The 20,209-nt window shown below is 68.9% G+C and carries 11 protein-coding genes; 5 read left to right on the top strand and 6 right to left on the bottom strand.

The features are described 5' to 3' along the window. Positions 1-101 precede the first annotated feature (101 nt). The 3 genes from QO010_RS00465 to QO010_RS00455 all read left to right on the top strand — a co-directional run bounded on the left by QO010_RS00465 (position 102) and on the right by QO010_RS00455 (position 8,194). Positions 102-6,869 (top strand): FG-GAP-like repeat-containing protein, encoded by a 6,768-nt coding sequence (locus QO010_RS00465; protein WP_307344578.1) that lies wholly within the window; start codon positions 102-104, stop codon positions 6,867-6,869. A 101-nt stretch (positions 6,870-6,970) separates the two neighbouring features. Further along, complete coding sequence (locus QO010_RS00460; RefSeq protein ID WP_370873692.1) at positions 6,971-7,627, top strand: TetR/AcrR family transcriptional regulator; 657 nt, start codon at positions 6,971-6,973, stop codon at positions 7,625-7,627. Between the two features lie 45 nt (positions 7,628-7,672). Further along, complete coding sequence (locus QO010_RS00455; RefSeq protein WP_307344575.1) at positions 7,673-8,194, top strand: hypothetical protein; 522 nt, start codon at positions 7,673-7,675, stop codon at positions 8,192-8,194. Here QO010_RS00455 and selD read toward each other — a convergent pair. Further along, complete coding sequence (gene selD, locus QO010_RS00450) at positions 8,191-9,231, bottom strand: selenide, water dikinase SelD (RefSeq protein WP_307344573.1); 1,041 nt, start codon at positions 9,229-9,231, stop codon at positions 8,191-8,193. The genes QO010_RS00455 and selD overlap by 4 nt on opposite strands. Positions 9,232-9,279: 48 nt before the next feature. Between selD and mnmH the strand changes: the two genes are divergently transcribed. Then, on the top strand, positions 9,280-10,332 hold the full coding sequence (gene mnmH / locus QO010_RS00445; RefSeq protein ID WP_307344571.1) for a tRNA 2-selenouridine(34) synthase MnmH: 1,053 nt from the start codon (positions 9,280-9,282) through the stop codon (positions 10,330-10,332). On the opposite strand, the gene QO010_RS00440 is transcribed toward mnmH, so the two are convergent. The 3 genes from QO010_RS00440 to QO010_RS00430 form a co-directional block, all read right to left on the bottom strand. Next, a complete protein-coding gene (locus QO010_RS00440; RefSeq protein ID WP_307344569.1) occupies positions 10,322-11,425 on the bottom strand; it encodes a sugar kinase in 1,104 nt (367 codons plus the stop codon). The genes mnmH and QO010_RS00440 overlap by 11 nt on opposite strands. Positions 11,426-11,427: 2 nt before the next feature. After that, positions 11,428-12,099 carry a bifunctional 4-hydroxy-2-oxoglutarate aldolase/2-dehydro-3-deoxy-phosphogluconate aldolase gene (locus QO010_RS00435; protein WP_307344567.1) on the bottom strand — a complete coding sequence of 224 codons (672 nt, stop codon included), beginning with the start codon at positions 12,097-12,099 and terminating at the stop codon, positions 11,428-11,430. Positions 12,100-12,206: 107 nt separating this feature from the next. Further along, entirely contained in the window at positions 12,207-15,176 is a 2,970-nt protein-coding gene (locus QO010_RS00430) for a TonB-dependent receptor (RefSeq protein ID WP_307344565.1), read from the bottom strand. Positions 15,177-15,431: 255 nt separating this feature from the next. On the opposite strand from QO010_RS00430, the gene QO010_RS00425 reads away from it, so the two are divergent. Continuing rightward, positions 15,432-16,787, top strand: coding sequence for a pectate lyase (locus QO010_RS00425; RefSeq protein ID WP_307344563.1), 1,356 nt, complete (start codon positions 15,432-15,434; stop codon positions 16,785-16,787). Here QO010_RS00425 and ppc read toward each other — a convergent pair. Further along, positions 16,784-19,474, bottom strand: a complete 2,691-nt coding sequence (gene ppc, locus QO010_RS00420) for a phosphoenolpyruvate carboxylase (protein ID WP_307344561.1) — start codon at positions 19,472-19,474, stop codon at positions 16,784-16,786. The genes QO010_RS00425 and ppc overlap by 4 nt on opposite strands. After that, positions 19,459-20,205, bottom strand: a complete 747-nt coding sequence (kduD, locus tag QO010_RS00415) for a 2-dehydro-3-deoxy-D-gluconate 5-dehydrogenase KduD (protein WP_307344559.1) — start codon at positions 20,203-20,205, stop codon at positions 19,459-19,461. The genes ppc and kduD overlap by 16 nt, the downstream gene beginning before the upstream one ends. Positions 20,206-20,209: the final 4 nt, after the last annotated feature.

The following is a 20,209-nucleotide window of genomic DNA, read 5'->3' as shown; positions in this document are numbered from 1 at the left end:
ATACCCGTTTTGGGTGAATGCTGCCGCGTTTGTGCAGTCCCACGCCGCGATTTGGCGAGTCAGAAGCAGCCTGCCCAAGCTGCGACCAGACGAGTGACCCGATGCCTGTTGCCGACACCCCCGTGATCGGCGGTCCCCGCGACGCGACGATCGAAGAGAACGACGCCAACTACGGACCCCAGTTGCTCAACACCGGCTTCACGATCACCGGGACGCGCCTCGGCGGCGGCTCGCTGGTCATCTCGGGCCTGCTGGCCGAGGACATCCTCTCCTTCCGAAATCAGGGGACCGGGGTCGGCCAGATCGGCTTCAACGCCGCGACCCGGGCCCTGACCTACGGCGGCGTACAGTTCGCCACCGCCAGCGGCGGGACAGGCGGCGATCTGACCGTCACCTTCCTCAGCAACGCCAGCGCCGCTTCGGTGCAGGCCCTGCTGCAGAACCTGACCTACGAAAACCACAGCGACACCCCCACCATCAGCCGCCCACTCAAGCTGCTGCTGACCGACGCCGACGGCCACGCGGCGCTCGGTCCCCAGAACAGCTGGGTCTCCCACGGCCTCAGCAACGACGTCGGCGAACTGTTCCTCGGCAGTCTTGGCCACGGCGGCTCTCCGCGGCTGAGCTTCGCCGACTGGAACGGCGACGGCCGGGCCGACTTCGCCTCCACCAGCTTGAACGGCAGCACGGGCCTCTATTCGATCCAGGTCGGCCACTGGGTGACGGACCACGGCGCGGACCCCCGCGTCGACAAGTACGACTGGGACTTCTTCTATCAGCTGACCTCCGAGCAGAGCGCCTACGGCTCGCCCTCCCCCACCTTCATCGACTATGACGGCGATGGCGATCCGGACCTGTTGGTCGGCCAGATGGTGAACCCGGGCGCGTCGAGCGTCGGCTATCGGCTCTACCGCAACGACGGCGGCGTGTTGACGCCGGTTTCGGACGCCCAGAATCCGTTCCTCGCCTGGATGCCCTGGGGCAATCCGACCGGTGTCGACCTGGACCAGGACGGGGACGACGACCTGGTCATCGCCAGCGCCGGCACGGTCCGCTATTTCCGCAACGACGGCGGCGTCTTCACCGAGATGCATGGCGGCGCCAATCCCTTCAACGGCGTGGCCTCGGAGTCGGTCTTCAACTCGGCCGGGGTCCGGGTCCTGACCTTCCTGGACATGGACGGCGATCACGACCTCGACGCCGTGGGGGGCCTCGCCGACGGCAGGCTGAAGGTCTGGATCAACAACAACGGCCAGTTCCAGGACACCGGCTGGAACCCGCTGGCCGGCGTGCATGTGATGAACAACGCCGCCCCGGCCGCCGCCGACCTGGACGGCGACGGCGACACCGACCTGGGCATCACCGACGGCAACGGCTGGGGCTGGTTCATCGAGAACACCACCGCCCCCGGCGTCGGCTTCACCCTCAACGTCACGCCGCAGGTCGAGAACCGCGCCCCGGCCATCCAGGCCAACGGCTTGGGCTTCACGTTCGAGGACACCGCCAACGCCGGCCCGGTGGCGCTGGGCCTCACCCTCAATCTCAGCGACGCGGACGACAACATCGGCGGCGGCGAGCTGCGGATCGGCGGCCTCAAGCCCGAGGACCGCATCAGCCTGGCGGGCCAGTCCGAGGCTGGCGACATCGCCTTCGACGCCGCCACCGGCCGGATCACCCAGAACGGCGTGCTGATCGGCCAGGCCAGCGGCGGGGCGGGCGCCGACTTCGTCATCCACCTGGAGCGCACAGCCAGTATCGCGGCCATCCAGGCTCTGGCGACGATGCTGACCTATGCGACGCCCAGCAACCAGCCGGCCGAGCAGCGCGCGTTCGGCGTCACGATCACCGACCGCTACGGCCTGTCAGCCGGCGCCAGCTTCAACTTCTTCGTCAATCCTTCGCTCGACCCCGGGACCTTGGGCGGCTTCGACCCGGTGTTCCGCGACATCCACCAGGCCGCGACGCCGATGGTGCTGGATGGCGACATCACCCTGACCGGCTCGGAGGGCGCCTACAGCCTCAACTTCAGCGCCACCTTCCAGGATCGGGTATGGTTCGACACAACCGGCGCCGCCGACAACCGCCTGACCTTCGACACCTCCGGCGGCTATATCTTCTGGGACGGCCAGGTGATCGCCAGGGCCTTCCAGTCCAGCAACAGCACCAGCGTCTTCGCTGAAAACGTCGCCACGCTCACGGCCGAGCAGATCAAGGCGATCATCCAGAGCGCCACCCTGGCCAGCACGTCGGCCAATCCCGCCCAGCATCACACTGTTTCCGTGTGGGTGAACGGCTCCAGTAGCGCGCAGCTCAACTTCGACGTCACCTTCCAGTACTCGCACGACGTCAATCCGCCCGCCCTGACCGGCCTGACCGCCGCCAGCTTCGGCGAGAACGCGGTCAACGCCGCCCCGGTCCTGCTGGACGCCGACGTCACGCTCACCGACGTCTGGAGCCAGTTCCAGGGCGGGACGGTCAAGGTCCAGGGGCTGCTGGCCGAGGACCGGGTGACCTTCACCGACGGCGGCGGCGTGACGTTCGACGCGGCCAGCGGCGCCCTCTCCTGGAACGGCCAGGTCGTCGGTCATGCCAGCGGCAGCAATGGCGGGACCCTGACCCTGGCCTTCGACGCCGGCTTCCCGGTCACCACGGCCATGGTCGAGGTCATCCTCGAGCACCTGGCCTATGCCAACACCAGCGACTTCCCGACCGCCGACCGCAGCCTGACCGTCACCGCCACCGACAACGAGGGCGGGATCGCCAGCGGCCAGATCGCCGTGCATGTCACCGCCGAGTACGACTACTTCCCCCCGTCCCTCACCGGCCTGGACAACGCTGCGTTCGCCGAGAACGCCGCCCAGGCGACGCCGCAGCGGCTGGACAACGACGTCACCCTGGCCCTGACGACCAGCCAGCTGGACGGCGGCTCGGTGGTGGTGTCGGGCCTGGCCGACGACGTCCGCGTCGCCCTCGCCAACCTGGGCAACGGCGCCGGCCAGATCGGCTACGATTCCGGCACGGGCGAGGTCCGCTATGGCGGCGTGGTCATCGGCCATGCCGGCGGCGGCCAGGGCGCGGACTTCACCGTCACCCTCGGCCCAGCCGCGACGCAGGCGGCGGTCGAGGCGCTGGTCGAGGCCCTGACCCTGCAGCAGTTGGACGACACCCCGCAGACCTCGGTGCTGACGGTGACGGTGACCGACGGCCTGGGCGGCAGCGGCTCGGACCAGATCACGGTCGGCATCACGCCACAGGACGATGCGGGCGTCTTCCAGCTGACCGCCCCGACTTTCCTGGAAGACACGGTCAATGCCGGGCTGCAGTTCATGCTGCCCGACGCGGTCTTCACCGACCCCGACGGCGGCGGCTATCGCCACATGGAGATCTCGGGCCTGCTGGCCGAGGACCAGATCAACATCGTTGGCGACGACTTCGGCCTCTACGACCTGGGCGGCGGCATGCTGTATCTGGGCGGCGCCGGCCAGTCTCTGGGCACGGCGTACTGGACGGCCTCGGGCCTGCATATCGACTTCAACCAGGACCAGCCGGCCGGGATCGTACAGGCCGTGCTGCGCCACCTGGCCTATGCCGACGCCAGCAACGCGCCGACCCCGACGCGCAACCTCACCGTGACAGCGTCCGGCTCGGGCCCAACGGCCAGCATCAGCTTCGACCTGGCCGTCACCCCGCAGCACGACCCGACGGTCTTCACCGGCCTGGACAATGTCAGCTTCAGCGCCGCCGACGCCACCACGCCCCACATCATCGACGCCGACGTCAGCTTCTGGACCGAGGGCTCCCTGGCCGGCGGCAGCCTGACGATTTCGGGGATGCTGGCCGAGGACGTCATCACCATCAGCCCGACCGGGGGCGTCACCTATAATTCGGTGAGCGGCCAGGTCCGCTTCCACGGGACGCTGATCGGCCAGACTTCGACCGGCGCACATGGCGAACTGGTGGTGACCTTCGGGGCTGGCGCGACCTCGGCAGCCGTCGAGGCGCTGGTCGAGAGCCTGACCTGGCGGAGCAACACTCCGGCCGCCCACCACTGGCGCACCCTGACCTACCTCATCGACGATGGTCAGGGCGGGCAGGCCAGCGGGCAGGTCGCGATCGAGGCCCAGCCGACGGTGCTGAATCACCCGCCGATCCTGGCGGATTTCCGCGACCTGGTCGTCGACTCGACCGACGCGGCGACCCCGCACCTGCTGGCCGCCGGCTTCAGCCTCACCGACGCCGACGCCAGCCTGGACGGCGGGGTGCTGCGCGTGTCCGGCCTGCTGGTCGGCGACCGGGTCGCCATCCAGACCGACGCCAGCGTCGCCTTCGACAGCGGGACCGGCGCGGTCAGCATCGACGGCGTGGTCATCGGCCAGGCCAGCGGCGGCCAGGGTACGACCTTCGAGCTCGACCTCGGCCCCGGCGCGACACCCGAGGCGGTGCAGACCCTGCTGCGAGCCCTGACCATCGCCAATCTCGACGGCCACACCAGCACGCGGACCATCACCCTGGGGATCAGCGATGGCGACGGCCTGGCGGTGGCCGGCGTGGCGCATTTCGAGGCCATGACCGGCCCCGGCCTGCCGACCGGGGTCACCGGGACCGACGACACCGCCCTGATCGACTATGACGGCGACGGCGACCTGGACCAGATCACCTCGACGAGCGGCTGGCTGCAGGCCTACGAAAACGACCACGGCGACCTGACCTTGCGGCCCGACCATGGCCTCTCCCAGGTCTATGTGGGCGGCCAGGCTCGCCTGGCGGTGCTGGACCTGAACGGCGACGGCTTCCAGGACCTGCTGGTCGGGGCGGTCGGCGGCAATGGCTACCGGGTGTTCTACAACCTCGGCAACGGCGCCGGCTTCGCCGAAGGGGCCGGTAACCTTTTCGGTTCCGAAACCGGTTTCACCCGCTTCGAAGCCGTCGACCTGGACAGCGACGGCGACCTGGACGTGGTGGCCGAGGGGCCCGGCGGGGTCGCCGTCTTCGAGAACCAGCCCGGCGACGGATTCGAGTTCCTGGTCCGCTATCGCTCGGTGATCCTGGGCGACAGCGGCGCCAACGTGCTGACCGGTACGGCCGAGCCCGACATCCTGCGCGGCGGCGACGGCGACGACACCTATGTTCTGGATTCGCCCGACGACACGCCCGAAGAAACCGACCCGGGCGGCGGGACCGACACGGTGCAGGCCGGTCTCACCTATACCCTCGGCGCCAATCTCGAGAACCTGGAGCTGACCGGGGCGGACGATTTCACCGGGGCCGGCAACGAGCTGAACAACCAGATCACCGGCAATAGCGGCGGCAACGCCCTGTACGGCTATGACGGCGACGACCAGCTGAACGGCGGCGGCGGTGGCGACTACCTGGAGGGCGGCAACGGCAGCGACACCCTGGCCGGCGGCGACGGCGGCGACATCTATTTCGTCAACGACGCCGGCGACACCATCCTGGAGAACCCCGGCGAGGGCGCCGACACCGTGCGGTCGACCATCAGCTGGACCCTGGGCGCCAACCTCGAGAACCTCGAACTGCAGGACTACCGGACCGATGAGTTCGGCAACTTCAATGTCGCCGGCAACATCAACGGGACCGGCAATGGCGGCGCCAACTCCATCTTCGGCAATTTCTTCAGCAACCGGCTGGAGGGTCTGGGCGGCAACGACATCCTCGACGGCGGCGCCGGCGACGACACCCTGGTCGGCGGGAGCGGCGACGACACCTTCTATGTCCGCGACGCGGGCGACAGCGTCGTCGAGGCCGGGGGCGAGGGCAACGACGTCGTCGTGGCCTTCGTCAGCTGGACCCTGGGGGCCAATCTCGAGCGGATGATCCTGGACGCCGGCGGCGGGGACATCGACGGGACGGGCAACGGCATGGCCAACACCATGATCGGCAATGCCGGGGCCAACCGCATCGACGGCGCGGGCGGCGACGACCTGGTCAAGGCCGGCGACGGCGGCGACACCCTGCTGGGCGGGATCGGGGCCGACCAGCTGCTGGGCCAGGACGGCGACGACAGCCTCGACGGCGGCGACGGCGCCGACCGGCTGGACGGCGGCAATGGCGACGACACCCTGCTTGGCGGCCTGGGCGCCGACATCCTGGACGGCGGCATTGGGATCGACAGCCTGGACGGCGGCGCCGGGGCCGATCAGCTCAACGGCGGCGACGGCGATGACAGCCTCTCGGGCGGCGACGGCAACGACCTGCTGACCGGCGGACTGGGCGCGGACGCCATGACCGGCGGTCTGGGCGACGACACCTTCTATGTCGACGACGTCGGCGACACGACGGCGGAGGCCGCCGGCCAGGGGACGGACATCGTCCGCGCGACCGTCACCTTCACCCTGGCGGCCAATATCGAGACCCTGATCCTCGAGGGTTCGGGAAACATCGGCGGCGTCGGCAACGGCCTGGTCAACGCCATGACCGGCAATGCCGGGAACAACAGCCTGGACGGCGGGGCCGGCGACGACGTGCTCAAGGGGATGAACGGGGACGACACCCTGATCGGCGGTGCCGGGGCCGACATCCTGGTCGGCGGGGCGGGGGCGGACACCTTCGTGGTCACCGCCGCCTCCGTCCGCACCAGCGGGGCGGTCGAGACCGACACGGTCAACGACCTGATCAAGGCCCAGGGCGACCGGCTGGACCTCTCGGCCATCGACGCCGACGTCTCGACCGGGGCCGACGACGCCTTCCATCTGGTTGGGGGATTCACCCACCACGCCGGCGAAATGACCCTGACCCTGTCGGGCGGCAACACCCTGCTGGCGCTGGATGTCGATGGGGACGGCCGGGCCGACTACCGCATGACCCTAGCCGGCAACGTGACCGGCGACAGCGGCGGCTGGCTGCTCTAGGCCGCGCGGATCAAACAGCTGTTCAACTTCGCTTGCACCGGACGCCCAAGCCCGTAATGCTCCGTGTTTCGTAACGGAAGGGCCGAAACGAAGTGAGTCCCATGGAAGAGGCCGGCGCGCCCGATGTGGCGGCGCCCGAAGTCGAGGCCGCGACCAAGAACCTGGTGTTCAACGCCGCCGAGCGCTTGTTCGCCTTGCACGGGTTCCAGAACGTCTCGGTGCGCGACATCACCGCCGAGGCGCAGGTCAACCTGGCCAGCGTCAACTATCATTTCGGCTCCAAGGACGCCCTGCTGTTCGAGATCTTCCGCCGGCGGACGGCGGAGCTGAACCGCGAGCGGGCCCGCATGCTGCACGAGGCCAACGACCGCCATGGCGGCGCCCCGCCGGTGCGCGAGATCCTGACCGCCCTGATGGCCCCGCCCCTGCGCTGGCTGGCCCCGGCCAACGACCGGCGCATCTCGCTGCAATTTCTCATACGAGCGCGGAGCGAGGGCACCGAGGAGATCCGCCAGTCGCTGTCGGGCGATGTCTCGCACCTGCGCCGCTTCTCCGACGCCCTGATCGCCGCCAGCCCGGCCCTCCCTCGCGAGGAGGTCTATTGGCGGCTGCATTTCGTGCTGGGCATGATCCACCAGAACCGCTTCGCCGAGCTGGACCGCCTGAACGTGCTGAGCGAGGGGACCACCCACGAGGACGATGTGGACGCGTTGCTGACCCGGATGGTCGACTTCGCCGAGGCCGGGTTCACGCGCTAGGATCAGGCCGGCCACACAGCCCCGAGGGGGCAAGGAGCCAGGCGCTTGAGTGACGCCGTCACCGTTGTCGCGGGGATACCCATCCCCTCGACCTCGCCGGTTTTCCTGGCTGGGGTCGGCCTGCATGTGGCCGCCGGGCTGGTCTGCGTGGTGACGGGCGCGGTGGCGATGCTGAGCCGCAAGGCCGTCGGCCGGCACCCGACCTTTGGCGGCGTCTACTATTGGAGCCTCGCGGTGGTCGCCGCCTCGGCCGCCGCCCTGGCCGCCGTCCGCTGGCGCGAGGACTACCAGCTGTTCATCCTGGCCTGCCTGGCCTTCGCCGCCGCTTGGCTGGGCCGCAGGGCGCGGCGTTTGGCCTGGCCTGGCTGGCCCCGATGGCACATCGCCGGGATGGGATGGTCCTACATCCTGTTGCTGACCGCCTTCTATGTCGACAACGGCAGGAACCTGCCCGTGTGGCGGGACCTGCCGGTGATCGCCTACTGGACCCTGCCCGCCGCTCTCGGCCTGCCCCTCATGCTCTATGCCCTGTGGCGACATCCGGTGGTCAGGCGACCGCCCCGCTAGATCACCCGCACGCGCGGCGGCCCCGCCACCAGCCGGCCGATACTGCGGGCCGAAAAGCCCGCCGCCCGGGCGCGGGCCAGGGCCGGAGCCGCGCCTTCCGGTGAGACGGCGATCAGCAGGCCGCCGCTGGTCTGGGGGTCGGTCAACAGGTCGCGCCGCCAGTCGGGCAGGCTCACCGGCAGATCGACGCTGGCGCCGTAGCTGGCCCAGTTGCGCCCCGAGGCGCCGGTGCGCACCCCTTCCCGCGCCAGGTCCAGCACCCCCTCGATCAGCGGCACGGCGTCGGCCTCGATCTCGGCGGTCAGGCCCGCGCCCCGCGCCATCTCCAGCGCATGGCCCAGCAGGCCAAAGCCGGTGACGTCGGTCATGGCGTGGACATGGGGGTTGAGGGCCAGGTCCGGGCCGACCTTGTTGAGCTGAGTAGTGGTGGCGATCAGGGCGGCGTAGCCGGCGGCGGTCAGCTTCTCCTGCTTGAAGGCGGCGCTCAGCACCCCGACCCCGATGGGCTTGGTCAGGATCAGCACGTCCTCGGCCTGGCCGCCGCTGTTCTTCTTCAGCCGTTTGGGGTCGACCAGTCCTAGCGCTACAAGCCCGTAGATCGGCTCGACGCTGTCGATGGAATGGCCGCCGGCCACCGGGATGCCGGCCTCGGCGCAGACCGAGGCGCCGCCGGCCAGGATGGCGCCGATGGTCTCCGGGCTGAGCTGACCGACCGGCATGCCGACGATGGCGAGCGCGAAGATCGGCCGGCCGCCCATGGCGTAGACGTCCGACAGAGCGTTGGTCGCGGCGATGCGGCCAAAGTCGGTGGGATCGTCCACCACCGGCATGAAGAAGTCGGTGGTCGCCACCAGGGCCTGGTCGTCGGAAAGCCTCCAGACGGCGGCGTCGTCGCTGGTCTCGGTCCCGACCAGCAGGTCCGGGAAGACACCAGGGACGGGCATGCGGGAGAGGACGTCGCTCAGCACCCCGGGGGCCAGCTTGCAGCCACAGCCGCCGCCATGGGCGAGCGAGGTCAGGCGTGGCTCCTGGGGCATCGGGGCGACTCTCTCGGCAAGGACGAAAAGCCCTGTATAGCAGGTCGCATGATGCGCTTTGTCGAGGCCTTCGAGGATCTGGCGTCCGACCGCTATGACGCGGTCATCGACGTGCGCAGCCCGGGCGAGTTCGAGGAGGACCGCCTGCCCGGCGCCATCAACCTGCCGGTTCTGACCAACGAGGAGCGGGCGCAGGTCGGGACCATCTATGTCCAGGAGTCGGCCTTCAAGGCCAAACGGATCGGTGCGGCCCTGGTGGCGCGCAACATCGCCCTGCATCTCGAGATGGCCCTGGCCGGCCGGCCCAAGACCTTCCACCCGCTGATCTATTGCTGGCGGGGCGGCTCGCGGTCGAACGCCATGGCCACCATCCTTTCCCAGGTCGGCTGGCGGGTCAGCGTGGTCAAGGGCGGCTACCAGACCTATCGCCGGGCGGTGAAGGCCCGGCTTTACGACCAGCCCTGCTCGCTGAAGCTCATCCTGCTGGACGGCAATACCGGCTCGGCCAAGACCGAGATCCTGGGACGGCTGGCCGCGCGAGGCGTGCAGGTGCTGGACCTGGAAGGCCTGGCCGGCCATCGCGGCTCGCTGTTCGGGGCCGTGCCGGGATCGCCGCAGCCCAGCCAGAAGATGTTCGAGAGCCGGCTGCTGACGGCCCTCGCCGCGCTCGACCTGTCACGGCCGGTGGTGGTCGAGGCCGAGTCCAGCCGCATCGGCGAGCGGTTCCTTCCACCCGCGCTGTGGGACGCCATGCGGGCCGCCCCGGTGATTGAGCTACAGGTCCCACGGGCAGCGCGGGTCGACTACCTGCTGCGGGCCTATCGCGACATTGTCGAGAACCCGGCGACCCTGGAGGCGGCCATCGCACGGCTGCCGGTGCATCCGGGCCGCAAACAGATAGCCGGCTGGCGGGAGTTGGCCGAGGCGGGGGATTTCGCGGCCCTGGCGGACGGACTGATCGAGCATCACTACGATCCGGCCTACGGGCGGATGCGGAAGAAGTCCGAGCAGGCGGTGATTGGAGTGGTGGAAGCTGCCGCGTTGGATGACGCGGGACAGGATGCGGCGGCGGAACAGATCGCGCGGCTGACTACCGGATAACCCGCGCCCCCTTACCCTTCATCACCGCCTCGACCTCGCTGACATTGACCATCGAGGTGTCCCCCGGCGTGGTCATGGCCAGCGCCCCGTGGGCCGCGCCGTATTCCACCGCCGCCTGAGGCCCCTTCCCTTCCAGGAAACCATAGGCCAGCCCCGAGGCGAAACCGTCGCCGCCGCCGACGCGGTCGTAGATCTCGAGGTTCTCGCGCAGGGTCGAGTGGTAGAACTCGCCGCCCGCATAGAGGATGGCCGACCAGTCGTTGAAGGTGGCCGTCTTCGCGTTGCGCAGGGTGGTGGCGGCGACCTTGAAGTTGGGGAACTGGGCGACCGCAGTCTTGATCATCGTCTTGAAGTTGGCCGGGTCGATGGCGCTGATGTGCTCGTCCAGGCCCTCGACTTCGAAGCCGAGGCAGGCGGTGAAGTCCTCCTCGTTGCCGATCATCACGTCGACATGCTCGGCGATGGCGCGATTGATCTTCTGGGCGCCGGGCTTGCCACCCTGGCTCTTCCAGAGGCTGGCCCGGTAGTTGAGGTCGTAGGAGACGATGGTCCCGTAGCGATGGGCCGCTTCGACCGCCTCGATCACGGCCTCGGCGGTGTTGCTGGCCAGGGCCGCGAAGATGCCGCCGGTGTGGAACCAGCGCACGCCCTCCTCGCCGAACAGCCTGTCCCAGTTGAACTCGCCGGGGCGGATCTGCGAGGCGGCGGAATTGGCCCGGTCCGAACAGCCGAGCGCCGCGCGGATGCCAAAGCCCTTCTCGGTGAAGTTCAGGCCCACCCGGGTGTTGCGCCCGATGCCGTCGAACTGGCGCCAGAGCAGGTGGCTGGTGTCCACCCCGCCCTGCATCATCAGGTCCTCGACCAGCCAGCCCAGGTCGTTGGCCGGCAGGGCGGTGATGGCGGTGGAGCGCTTGCCCCAGGTCTTGCGCATGGCCCGGGCGACATTGTATTCGCCGCCGCCCTCCCAGACCTGGAAGGTGCGGGCGTTGCGCACCCGACCGTGGCCAGGATCGAACCTCAGCATCACCTCGCCGAAGCTGGCGCAGTCCCAGCGGCAGTCGCTGGCGGGGCGGATGTCGAGGATGTCGGTCACGTCTATTTCCCGCGAATGGCCCTGATCAGGGCGACGGTGTCGCGGACCCGCTTTTCGATACCGGCGTAGTCACCGGCGTCCAGCAGGTCCTGACTGATGAGTTTGCTGCCGATCCCGGCGGCCACGATGCCCGCCCCGAACCAGCTCTTCAGCGAAGCCTCGGTCGGATCGACCCCGCCGGTCGGCATGATCTTGGTCCAGGGCATGGGCCCTAGCACCGACTTGACGAAGTCCGGGCCGCCGACCTGGCTGCCGGGGAAGACCTTGACGATCTCGCAGCCCAGTTCCTGGGCCTCGGATATCTCGGTGACGCTGCCGCAGCCGGGGCTGTAGGCGATCATCCGGCGATTGCAGAGCCGGGCGACCTCGGGGTTCAGCATCGGGCCGACCACGAAGTTGGCGCCGTTGGCGATATAGAGCCCCGCCGTCGGCGCATCGACGATCGAGCCCACGCCCATGATGACGCTGGGATCGGCCTTGGCGAAATGGCGGGTGACGTCCAGGAAGACGTGGGCGGCGAAGTCGCCGCGGTTGGTGAACTCGATGGCCTTGGCCCCGCCGTCGGCGCAGGCCTGGATGACCTTGGCGCAGACCTCGGCGTCGGGGTGGTAGAAGACCGGGATCACCCCCTGATCCATCATGGCGGCCAGAACGGCGAGGCGATCTTTGCTCATAGCTGTACTCCTGTCAGGCGAGATGAACGCCTAACACCGATCCCCTTCTCCGTAAAAAGTTGGGCGCCGGGGGTAGCCGGCGCCCAGTCATGCGCAAGGAGGGTAGGTCAGAAGGTGTAGCGGACGCCGAAGTAAACCTGGCGGCCGGTATGGTGGTAGACCGAGGTCGAACTGCGGGTGTCGTCGCCGACCCACTGCCGATTAAACTCGTCGGTAAGGTTCAGGCCCTCGAACGTCACCTGCACGCTGTCGGTCAGCTTGTAGGACATCGAGGCGTCGACGTTGAAGGTCTCGGTCTTGCCCTCGACCAGGTTGCCATTCCGGCCCGGGACATTCTGCAGATACTCGTCCCGCCAGGCGGCGGAGACGCGGGCGCTGAGCTTTTCATCCTCGTAGTAGAGGGTGGCGTTGTAGGCGGTCGGCGACAGGTTGATCAGGTCGTCGGTCACCGTCAGCGTGCAGAGCGCGTTGTTGCAGTAGTCGATCTCGCTCGTCACCTTGGTGTAGTTCAAGAGCACGCCCAGGCCGTTGAACGGCGCGGGCAGGAAGGTAAAGGGCTGCTGGTAGCTGAGCTCGAAGCCCGACAGCGGCCCGCCCTTGGTGTTCACCGCGCTGGTCAGCTGGAAGATCGTCGTCGGCGAGCAGCCGTTGGCGATCTGGCAGAAGCCCGGGGCGAAGGCCGACGGGTTCAGGGCCGTCAGATCCTGGTACTGCAGGTCCTGGCGGATGATCTGAATATAGGTGTCGATGTCCTTGTAGAAGAAGGCGGCCGACAGCAGCGAGTCCTTGGCGAAATACCACTCGAAGCTCAGGTCGTAGGTCGTCGCCCGGAACGGATCGAGGTTCACGTTGCCGATGGAGGCGGTGAAGTTCGGGCTGGACGGGGCCAGCGAGGTGGTCGGCACCAGATAGTTGGTCCCGGCCAGTGTGTTGCCGATCTGCGGCCGCGCCATCACCTTGGCGACGCCGAAGCGGGCCACGAAGTCATCGGTGATGTTCAGGGCCAGGTTCAGGGACGGCAGGTAGTCCTGATATTCATGGCTGCCGTAGACCTTGGTCCCGCCACCGGTCGAGCTGTAGCCCTCGGCGTAGAGGTTGGTGTTCACGCCCCGGAAGCCGACATTGCCGCGCAGCGGCATGCTGAAGACGTCGGTGCGGAAGTCCAGCTGCAGGTAGTAGGACCGGTCCTCTTCGCTGATGAAGCGGTTGCCGCCGCGGGCGTTGCCGTTGGTGGTGCTGGTCAGGGTGAAGTCCCCGCCCGGCACGCCGGTGTTGCAGTTGCAGTAGATGTTGAACAGGCTGGCGATCACCGGGAGGTTGGGCACCACCCAGGAAGTGGCGTTGCCACCCGGCTGGCCCAGACCGTCGCCGAAGCCGCGCAGCAGCATCGAGATGTCGGCCACCGTCGTGCCGACCGGCAGGGCCGGCACAACCGTCTCGTCCGTCCGCCGCCGGTCGAAGGAGCGAGAGTCGAACTTCTTGTAATTGTAGCCGAACTTGAAGGTCAGGTCGTCGTTGAGGTCCCAGACGAAGTCCAGTTGGCCGGCGGTGAACTTGGTCTCCACGCCGTTGGGCCGGATGCGGATCTCGGAGCGCGGCACGGCGGTCACGGCCGTGCCCAGGCTGACATCGCGCCAGTTCCAGTTGGCCGGGTTGGTGACGTCGAAGCCGTAGTTGATCAGAGGCGTGTTCATATGCCCCTGGAAGTCCCAGCCGTAGCCCTGGATGTTCTGGCGATCCAGGGTGACCGTGGTCTGGACGGGGTTGTCGAAGTCCGACGTCGCCCGGCCCAGGAAGGCCCGCATGCGGAAGTTGTCGCTGAAGCGGTGATCGACGGTCAGGGTCGGCTGGGTGAACTCGGTCGACAGCTCGTCATAGCGCTGCTCGCTGCGCACATCGACGTTGTTGAAGACGCCGGCGACGATCATGTTGTTGGCCACGACCGCGCTCACCACGCCGATCTGCGGCTTGCCGCCGGCCGACGCGTTGCGGCTGAAGGACAGCGATTCCAGGAAGTTCTCCTGACGGGTGGCTTCCAGCTTGGAATAGAGCACGTCGAAGGTGACGGTGGTGGCGTCGGTCGGCTTCCACTGGAACGAGGCGGTGTAGCCCAGGCGATCCTGCGAGTGGACCAGCCGGCCGTAGCGCGGCAGGCGCGGGGCGAAGATGGTCGAGGCATTGACCGCGGTATAGGCGGCGTTGTTGGAGGCCGTGTTGGCCGGGCGCGCCACGCCGGTGGTGCAGTTGGCGGCGCTGGCGCCGCTGCCGCTGGCCGGGTTCTGCGGCGCATAGCCGACCGGGCTGCAGAAGCCGCCGTTGTCGGTGGCCCGCTCCCAGCGCACCGAAGAGAAGCCTTCTTCGATCAGGTTGCGCTTGGAATAGGCGACCGAGAACAGGGCCCCGAACCGGCCGTCCTCGGTGGTGTCGCTGATCAGGAAGGCGGCTCTGGGGTCCCACTCGCCGGAGAGGTCGTTGTAACCGTACTGGGCCGACATCGCCATCTTGAAGCCCTTGTAGTCGAAGGGCCGGGTGGTGGTCAGGTCGACGGTGGCGCCCAGCGAGCCCTCTTCGGTCTCGGCCGAGGCGGTCTTGCGCACGGTGACGCCGCTGAACAGGTCGGAGGCGAAGACGTTGAAGTCGAAGCCGCGGCCGCGGTTGGCGCCGCCCGAGGAGTCGGTGCCGCCGGTGGTGGCCTGGGCCTCCATGCCGTTGATGCGGGTGCGGGTGAAGTCCGACCCCAGGCCCCGGACGGTGATCGAGCGGCCCTCGCCGGCGTCACGGTCGATCGAGATGCCCGGAATCCGCTGGATGGCCTCGGCGATGTTCAGGTCGGGGAAGTCGGCGATGTCTTCGGCCTTGATGGCGTCGACGACGGTCACTTCCTGGCGCTTGACGGCGATGGCGCTGGCAAGGCTCTGGCGGAAGCCCGTGACCACGACCGCTTCAACCTCGGAAGGTTCGTCGGACGGCGGCGGCGTCTGCGCCTGGGCGTTGGTGGCGGCCAGCGCGCAGGCGATGGCCGCAAGCGAGGCGCCAAAACGCAGCGCGGTGGTGCGCGAAGCATGGGCTTTCGACACGATAAACTCCCTCCCCTTCGCGCGTCCCCGGCGATCTCCGCCGCCGGTTGCTAAATCCGCCTAACCCGCTCCTGACCGCGCTAGTATCACGAGTCTGGGTATGACACCGGTGTCATTAGGTGTCGTTTCCGCGTTGACACCGGTATCATTCGCTTTGATAGCTCAGAGTCGTGGCGATTGACAAGCCGGATCGCGGTTTTTCGCCAAACCGGGGAATGCGGCATCCTCAAGGCGCGCTCGCGAAGGGAATTACAGATGGGCCCAAGGATTATCGGGGGGATCGTCAGGGCGCTGATCGTCCTCTCACTGACCCTGGCCGCGACCGGAGCGTCGAGGGCGCAACCGGGCCCGGTCCCCGCCTTCCCGGGCGCCGAGGGCTTCGGCCGCTGGTCGCTGGGCGGACGCGGCGGCCAGGTCTTTCACGTGACCAACCTGGAGGACGCCGGCCCTGGCAGCCTGCGCGACGCCGTCGAGGCCAGGGGGCCGCGCACGGTGGTGTTCGATATCGCCGGCACGATCCGGCTGAAGACCCCGCTGAAGATCAAGCATCCCCGTATCACCATCGCCGGCCAGACCGCGCCGGGCGAAGGGATCACCCTGCGCGACCAGCCGCTGGTCATCGCCGCCGACGATGTGGTGATCCGCTACATCCGCTCGCGGCTGGGCGATGAGTCGAAGATTCAGGACGACGCCATCACCGTGACCAGCGGCCGGCGGATCGTGCTGGACCACCTCTCGGCCAGTTGGTCGGTCGACGAGACCCTGTCTCTGGGCAGCCGCTATGCGCCGCCTGAGGACGGCTTCTATGACGTGACGGTGCAGTGGTCGGTGATCGCCGAATCCCTGAACCGTTCGGTCCACGCCAAGGGCCGGCATGGCTATGGCAGCCTGATCCGCGGCGGCTATGGGGCGAAGATCAGCTTCCACCACAACCTCTGGGCCAGCCACGTCAACCGCATGCCCCGGCCCGGCAACTACAACCCCGTCAGCGTCGATCCGCTCGGCCCGCTGATCGATTTCCGCAACAATGTCTTCTACAACTGGGGCGGCGAGACTTCGGGCTACAACGCCGACAAGGACACCGCCGCCGCCTACAATTTCGTCGGCAACTGGTACGTCCAAGGCCCAGACTCCCCCGGCGCCCTTGCCTTCTGCGAACACAGCCAGGCGGCCCGCGCCTTCTTCCAGGGCAACGCCATGAACGGCATCATCCCCGCCGATCCCTGGAGCCTGGTGACCTGCGAGCCGCCCGCCGGCTACCGCTCGGCCGGCCCGGTGGTCGATCCGGAGATGCCGACGGACACCGCGCGCATCGCCTATGACCGGGTCATGAGCCTGGCCGGCGTTTCGCTGCGGCGGGACAGCGTGGACCTGCGCATCCTGACCGGCGTGAAGGCCCGCACTGGCCGACTGATCGACACCCAGGCCCAGGTCGGCGGCTGGCCGGTGCTGGCGAGCGGCCCCGCGCCCAAGGACAGCGATGGCGACGGCATGCCCGACGCCTGGGAGAAGGCCCACGGCCTGAACCCGACCAATCCCGCCGACGGCGCCACTGACCGCGACGGCGATGGCTACACCCACCTCGAGGCCTATCTGAACAGCCTGGTCTAGCCGGTATTCCGAAGCCCCGCGGCGATACCCGCCACGGTCAGCTGGATGGCCAGGCGCGTGGCCTCGGCCTCATCGCCGGCCCGGCGGCGGGTCAGCAGTTCGAGCTGCAGGTGGTTGAGCGGCTCGACCGTGCGGGCGGCCAGGGCCACCGACTCCAACAGGCTGGGCTGATCGTCCAGCAGCTTCGTCCCGCCCCGCGCCGCTAAAGCCAAGGCGACGGCGGCGTCGTATTCGCGGTGGATGATGTCGAACAGCCGGTCGCTCCCGGCGCGGTCCTCGGCCAAGGCCACGTAGCGTCCGGCCAGGGTCAGGTCGGCCTGGGCCAGGGCCAGTTCCATGTTGGAAAGCAGGGCCGCGAACAGCTCGTTGCCGGCGGCGAGGTCGGCCAACTCGGCGCCCTCCAGCCCGATCCGGGTCGCCCCGCCGGCGAAACCGTACCAGCCCGGCAGCATGAACCGCGCCTGGCTCCAGCTGAACACCCAGGGGATGGCCCGCAGGTCCTCGATCTTGCGGCTGGCGGTGCGCGAGGCCGGGCGGCTGCCGATGTTGAGCTGGGCGATCTCGGCGATGGGCGTGGCCTGCCAGAAGAAGGTCTCGAAGCCGGGCTCGTCATAGACCAGGCCCCGATAGGCGTGGAACGAGGCGGCGGCCAGCTCGTCCAGCCGCGCCGCCACCTTGGGGTCGTCATCGCCCAGATGGGTCTGGCTGGCGGTCAGCACGGCGGCGGCCAGGCTGTCGAGATTGCGGCGGGCCGTGGCCTGGTCGCCATAGCGGCGGGCGATCATCTCGCCCTGCTCGGTCATCCTGAGGCGCCCCTGCACCGTGCCCGGCGGCTGGGCCAGCACGGCCTCGGCGGCCGGTCCCCCTCCCCGGCCGACCGAACCGCCCCGGCCGTGGAACAGGCGCAGGCCCACGCCCAGCCGCTCGCACTCCGCCGCCAGCGCCGTCGCGGCCCGGGCCACGCCCCGGCGCGAGGCGACATAGCCGCCGTCCTTGTTGGAGTCGGAATAGCCGACCATGACCTCCTGCACGGGCGCCTTGCCAAGCAGCGAGCGGGCCAGGGGCAGTTCCAGCCAGGACCGCAGCACGGCAGGCCCCTCTTCCAGGTCGCCAATCGTCTCGAACAGCGGCGAGACGCGGACGGCGGCGCGGGGTTCGGCGCCGCCCCAGACCAGTCCGACCTGCTTGAGCAGCACCAGCGGCTCGAGGATGTCCGACAGGGTGGCAGACTTGGAGACGACATAGGCGCCGATGGCCTGCGGACCATAGAGCCGCACCGCCTCGGCCGCCGCCTCCAGGGTCCGCAGTTCCTTCGCCGTCTCCTCGGAATAGGCGATGAAGGGCGAGCGCAGCAGGCGCTGGTGGGCCATCTCGGCCAGCAGCAGACCCTGGCGGGCGGCCTCGTCCAGGGCCAGGTAGTCGATATCGCTGCCCGAACGGGTCAGCAGTTCGGCGATCAGCCGCTCGTGCACGTCGGCGTTCTGGCGCAGGTCCAGGGCCAGCAGGTGGAAGCCGCAGGCCTTGGCGACCGCGATCAGGGTGGTCAGCTGCTCGCCGACCAGCCGTGATCCGCCATTCTGTTCCAGCGACTCCCGGATCACCTCCAGGTCGGCGACAAACTCGGACGGCAGGCCATAGGGCGGCGCGTCGGACGGCCCCAGCGCATAGGCCACCGGCCCGCCGGCCAGCACCTGGGCGCTGGCGCAGAGGCGGTCGAAGATGAACTCGAAGGCCTGGCGATAGGGCTCGTCGGCGCGGTGGGCCGAGGCTTCGCCGGAGGCGGCGGCCAGGGCCTCGACCGCTTCGGAGACCCCGGCATAGGCCGAGGAGACGGCCAGGTCCGACCACAGCCGGCGCACCTCGCCGGCATAATGGTCCAGCACAATGCGGGCCTGGGAGGCGAAGGCCAGGCGCAGGGTGTCGCCGTCTACGCCCGGATGGCCATCGCGGTCGCCGCCCAACCAGCTGCCCAGGGTCATGGCCTGGGGCGCCGTCCCGAAGGCCTGGCCCCATTCGGCATAGAGGCTGTTGAGGGCCGGCAGGATGGAGGTGCGGACGATGGAGAGGGCGTTGCGGATCTCGTCCTTGACGGTGATCTTCTCGGGCCGGTGCAGGCGGGTGCGCCACAGCAGCGCCGCCTCTCGGAATAGCGCCTCGCGGCTGCGGCGATCGAGCTCGGGCTCCAGCGCATGGCGTCGCAGGGCCATCAGCCGGGTGATCTCGGTCTCCCGCTCGACCAGGGCCCGGCGGCGGACCTCGGTCGGGTGGGCGGTCAGCACCGGGGTCACCGACAGCGCCTCGACGGATTTGCGGATCCTGGCCTTCGACAGGCCCAGCGCCTCGGCGGCCCCCGCCAGGGTCTGCTGATGGTCGGCCTCGGAGAGACGCCGGCGGCCGGCCACCTCCTCGCCGATATTGGCCAGCAGCGAATGGCAGGCGAAGGCCCTGGCCAGCAGCATGGCCTCGTCCGGCGTCAGGGCGCTGAACAGGAAGTCCAGGTGCGGGGCCGAGCCGCCCTCGGCCGCCGCCCGGCGGGCCGAGTCGATCAGGTGGGCGGCGTCATCGCCGTCGAGATAGCGAATGGCCTCGATCAGCAGGCCATCGAGAAAGGCGACATTCTTCCGGACGTCGCGACTGACCGCGCCGGTGTCGGCCTGCGGGTCCTGGACGCTCAGCGGGCCAGCCATCCCCCATCCACAGGAATAATCGCGCCATGCACATAGTCGCTGGCCGGCGCCGCCAGGAACACCGCCGCCCCGCCCAGGTCCGACGGCTTGCCCCAGCGCCCGGCCGGGATGCGGGCCAGGATGTCCCGGCTGCGGGTCTCGTCGTTGCGCAGGGCCTCGGTGTTGTTGGTCGAGAAATAGCCGGGGGCGATGGCGTTGACGTTGACGCCCTTGCCCGCCCACTCGTTGGCCAGCAGCTTGGTGAGGCCTGCAATGCCGCTCTTGGAGGCGGTGTAACTGGCGACGCGAATGCCGCCCTGGAAGGACAGCATCGAGGCGATGTTGATCACCTTACCGGCCCCGCGCGCGATCATGCCGCGGCCCACGGCTTGCGTGAGGAAGAAGGCGCTCTTGAGGTTGACGTTCATCACCTCGTCCCAGTCCGCCTCGGAGAAATCCACGGCGTCAGCGCGCCGGATGGTCCCAGCGTTGTTGACCAGGATGTCGGGTGCGCCAACCTCTTTCTCACAGCGGCTGACGATTTCGGCGAAACCGGCCTGAGAGGTTAGGTCGGCCTCCAGAAACAGGAAGCTTCTGCCCGCCGCGCGCACAGCCGCTTCCGTGTCGGCGGGCGCCGAGCGGCCGACGGCCACGATGTCGGCCCCAGCGCCCGCCAGCGCCTGCGCGATCGCCTGGCCAAGGCCGGTGTTGGCGCCGGTGACCAGCGCCGTCTTGCCGCTCAGATCGAACATGCCG

Source organism: Caulobacter ginsengisoli (assembly GCF_030814835.1).
Lineage (GTDB): Bacteria > Pseudomonadota > Alphaproteobacteria > Caulobacterales > Caulobacteraceae > Caulobacter > Caulobacter ginsengisoli.
The sequence above is the reverse complement of the archived record's forward strand: the minus strand, read 5'-3'. Positions and strand labels throughout refer to the sequence as shown.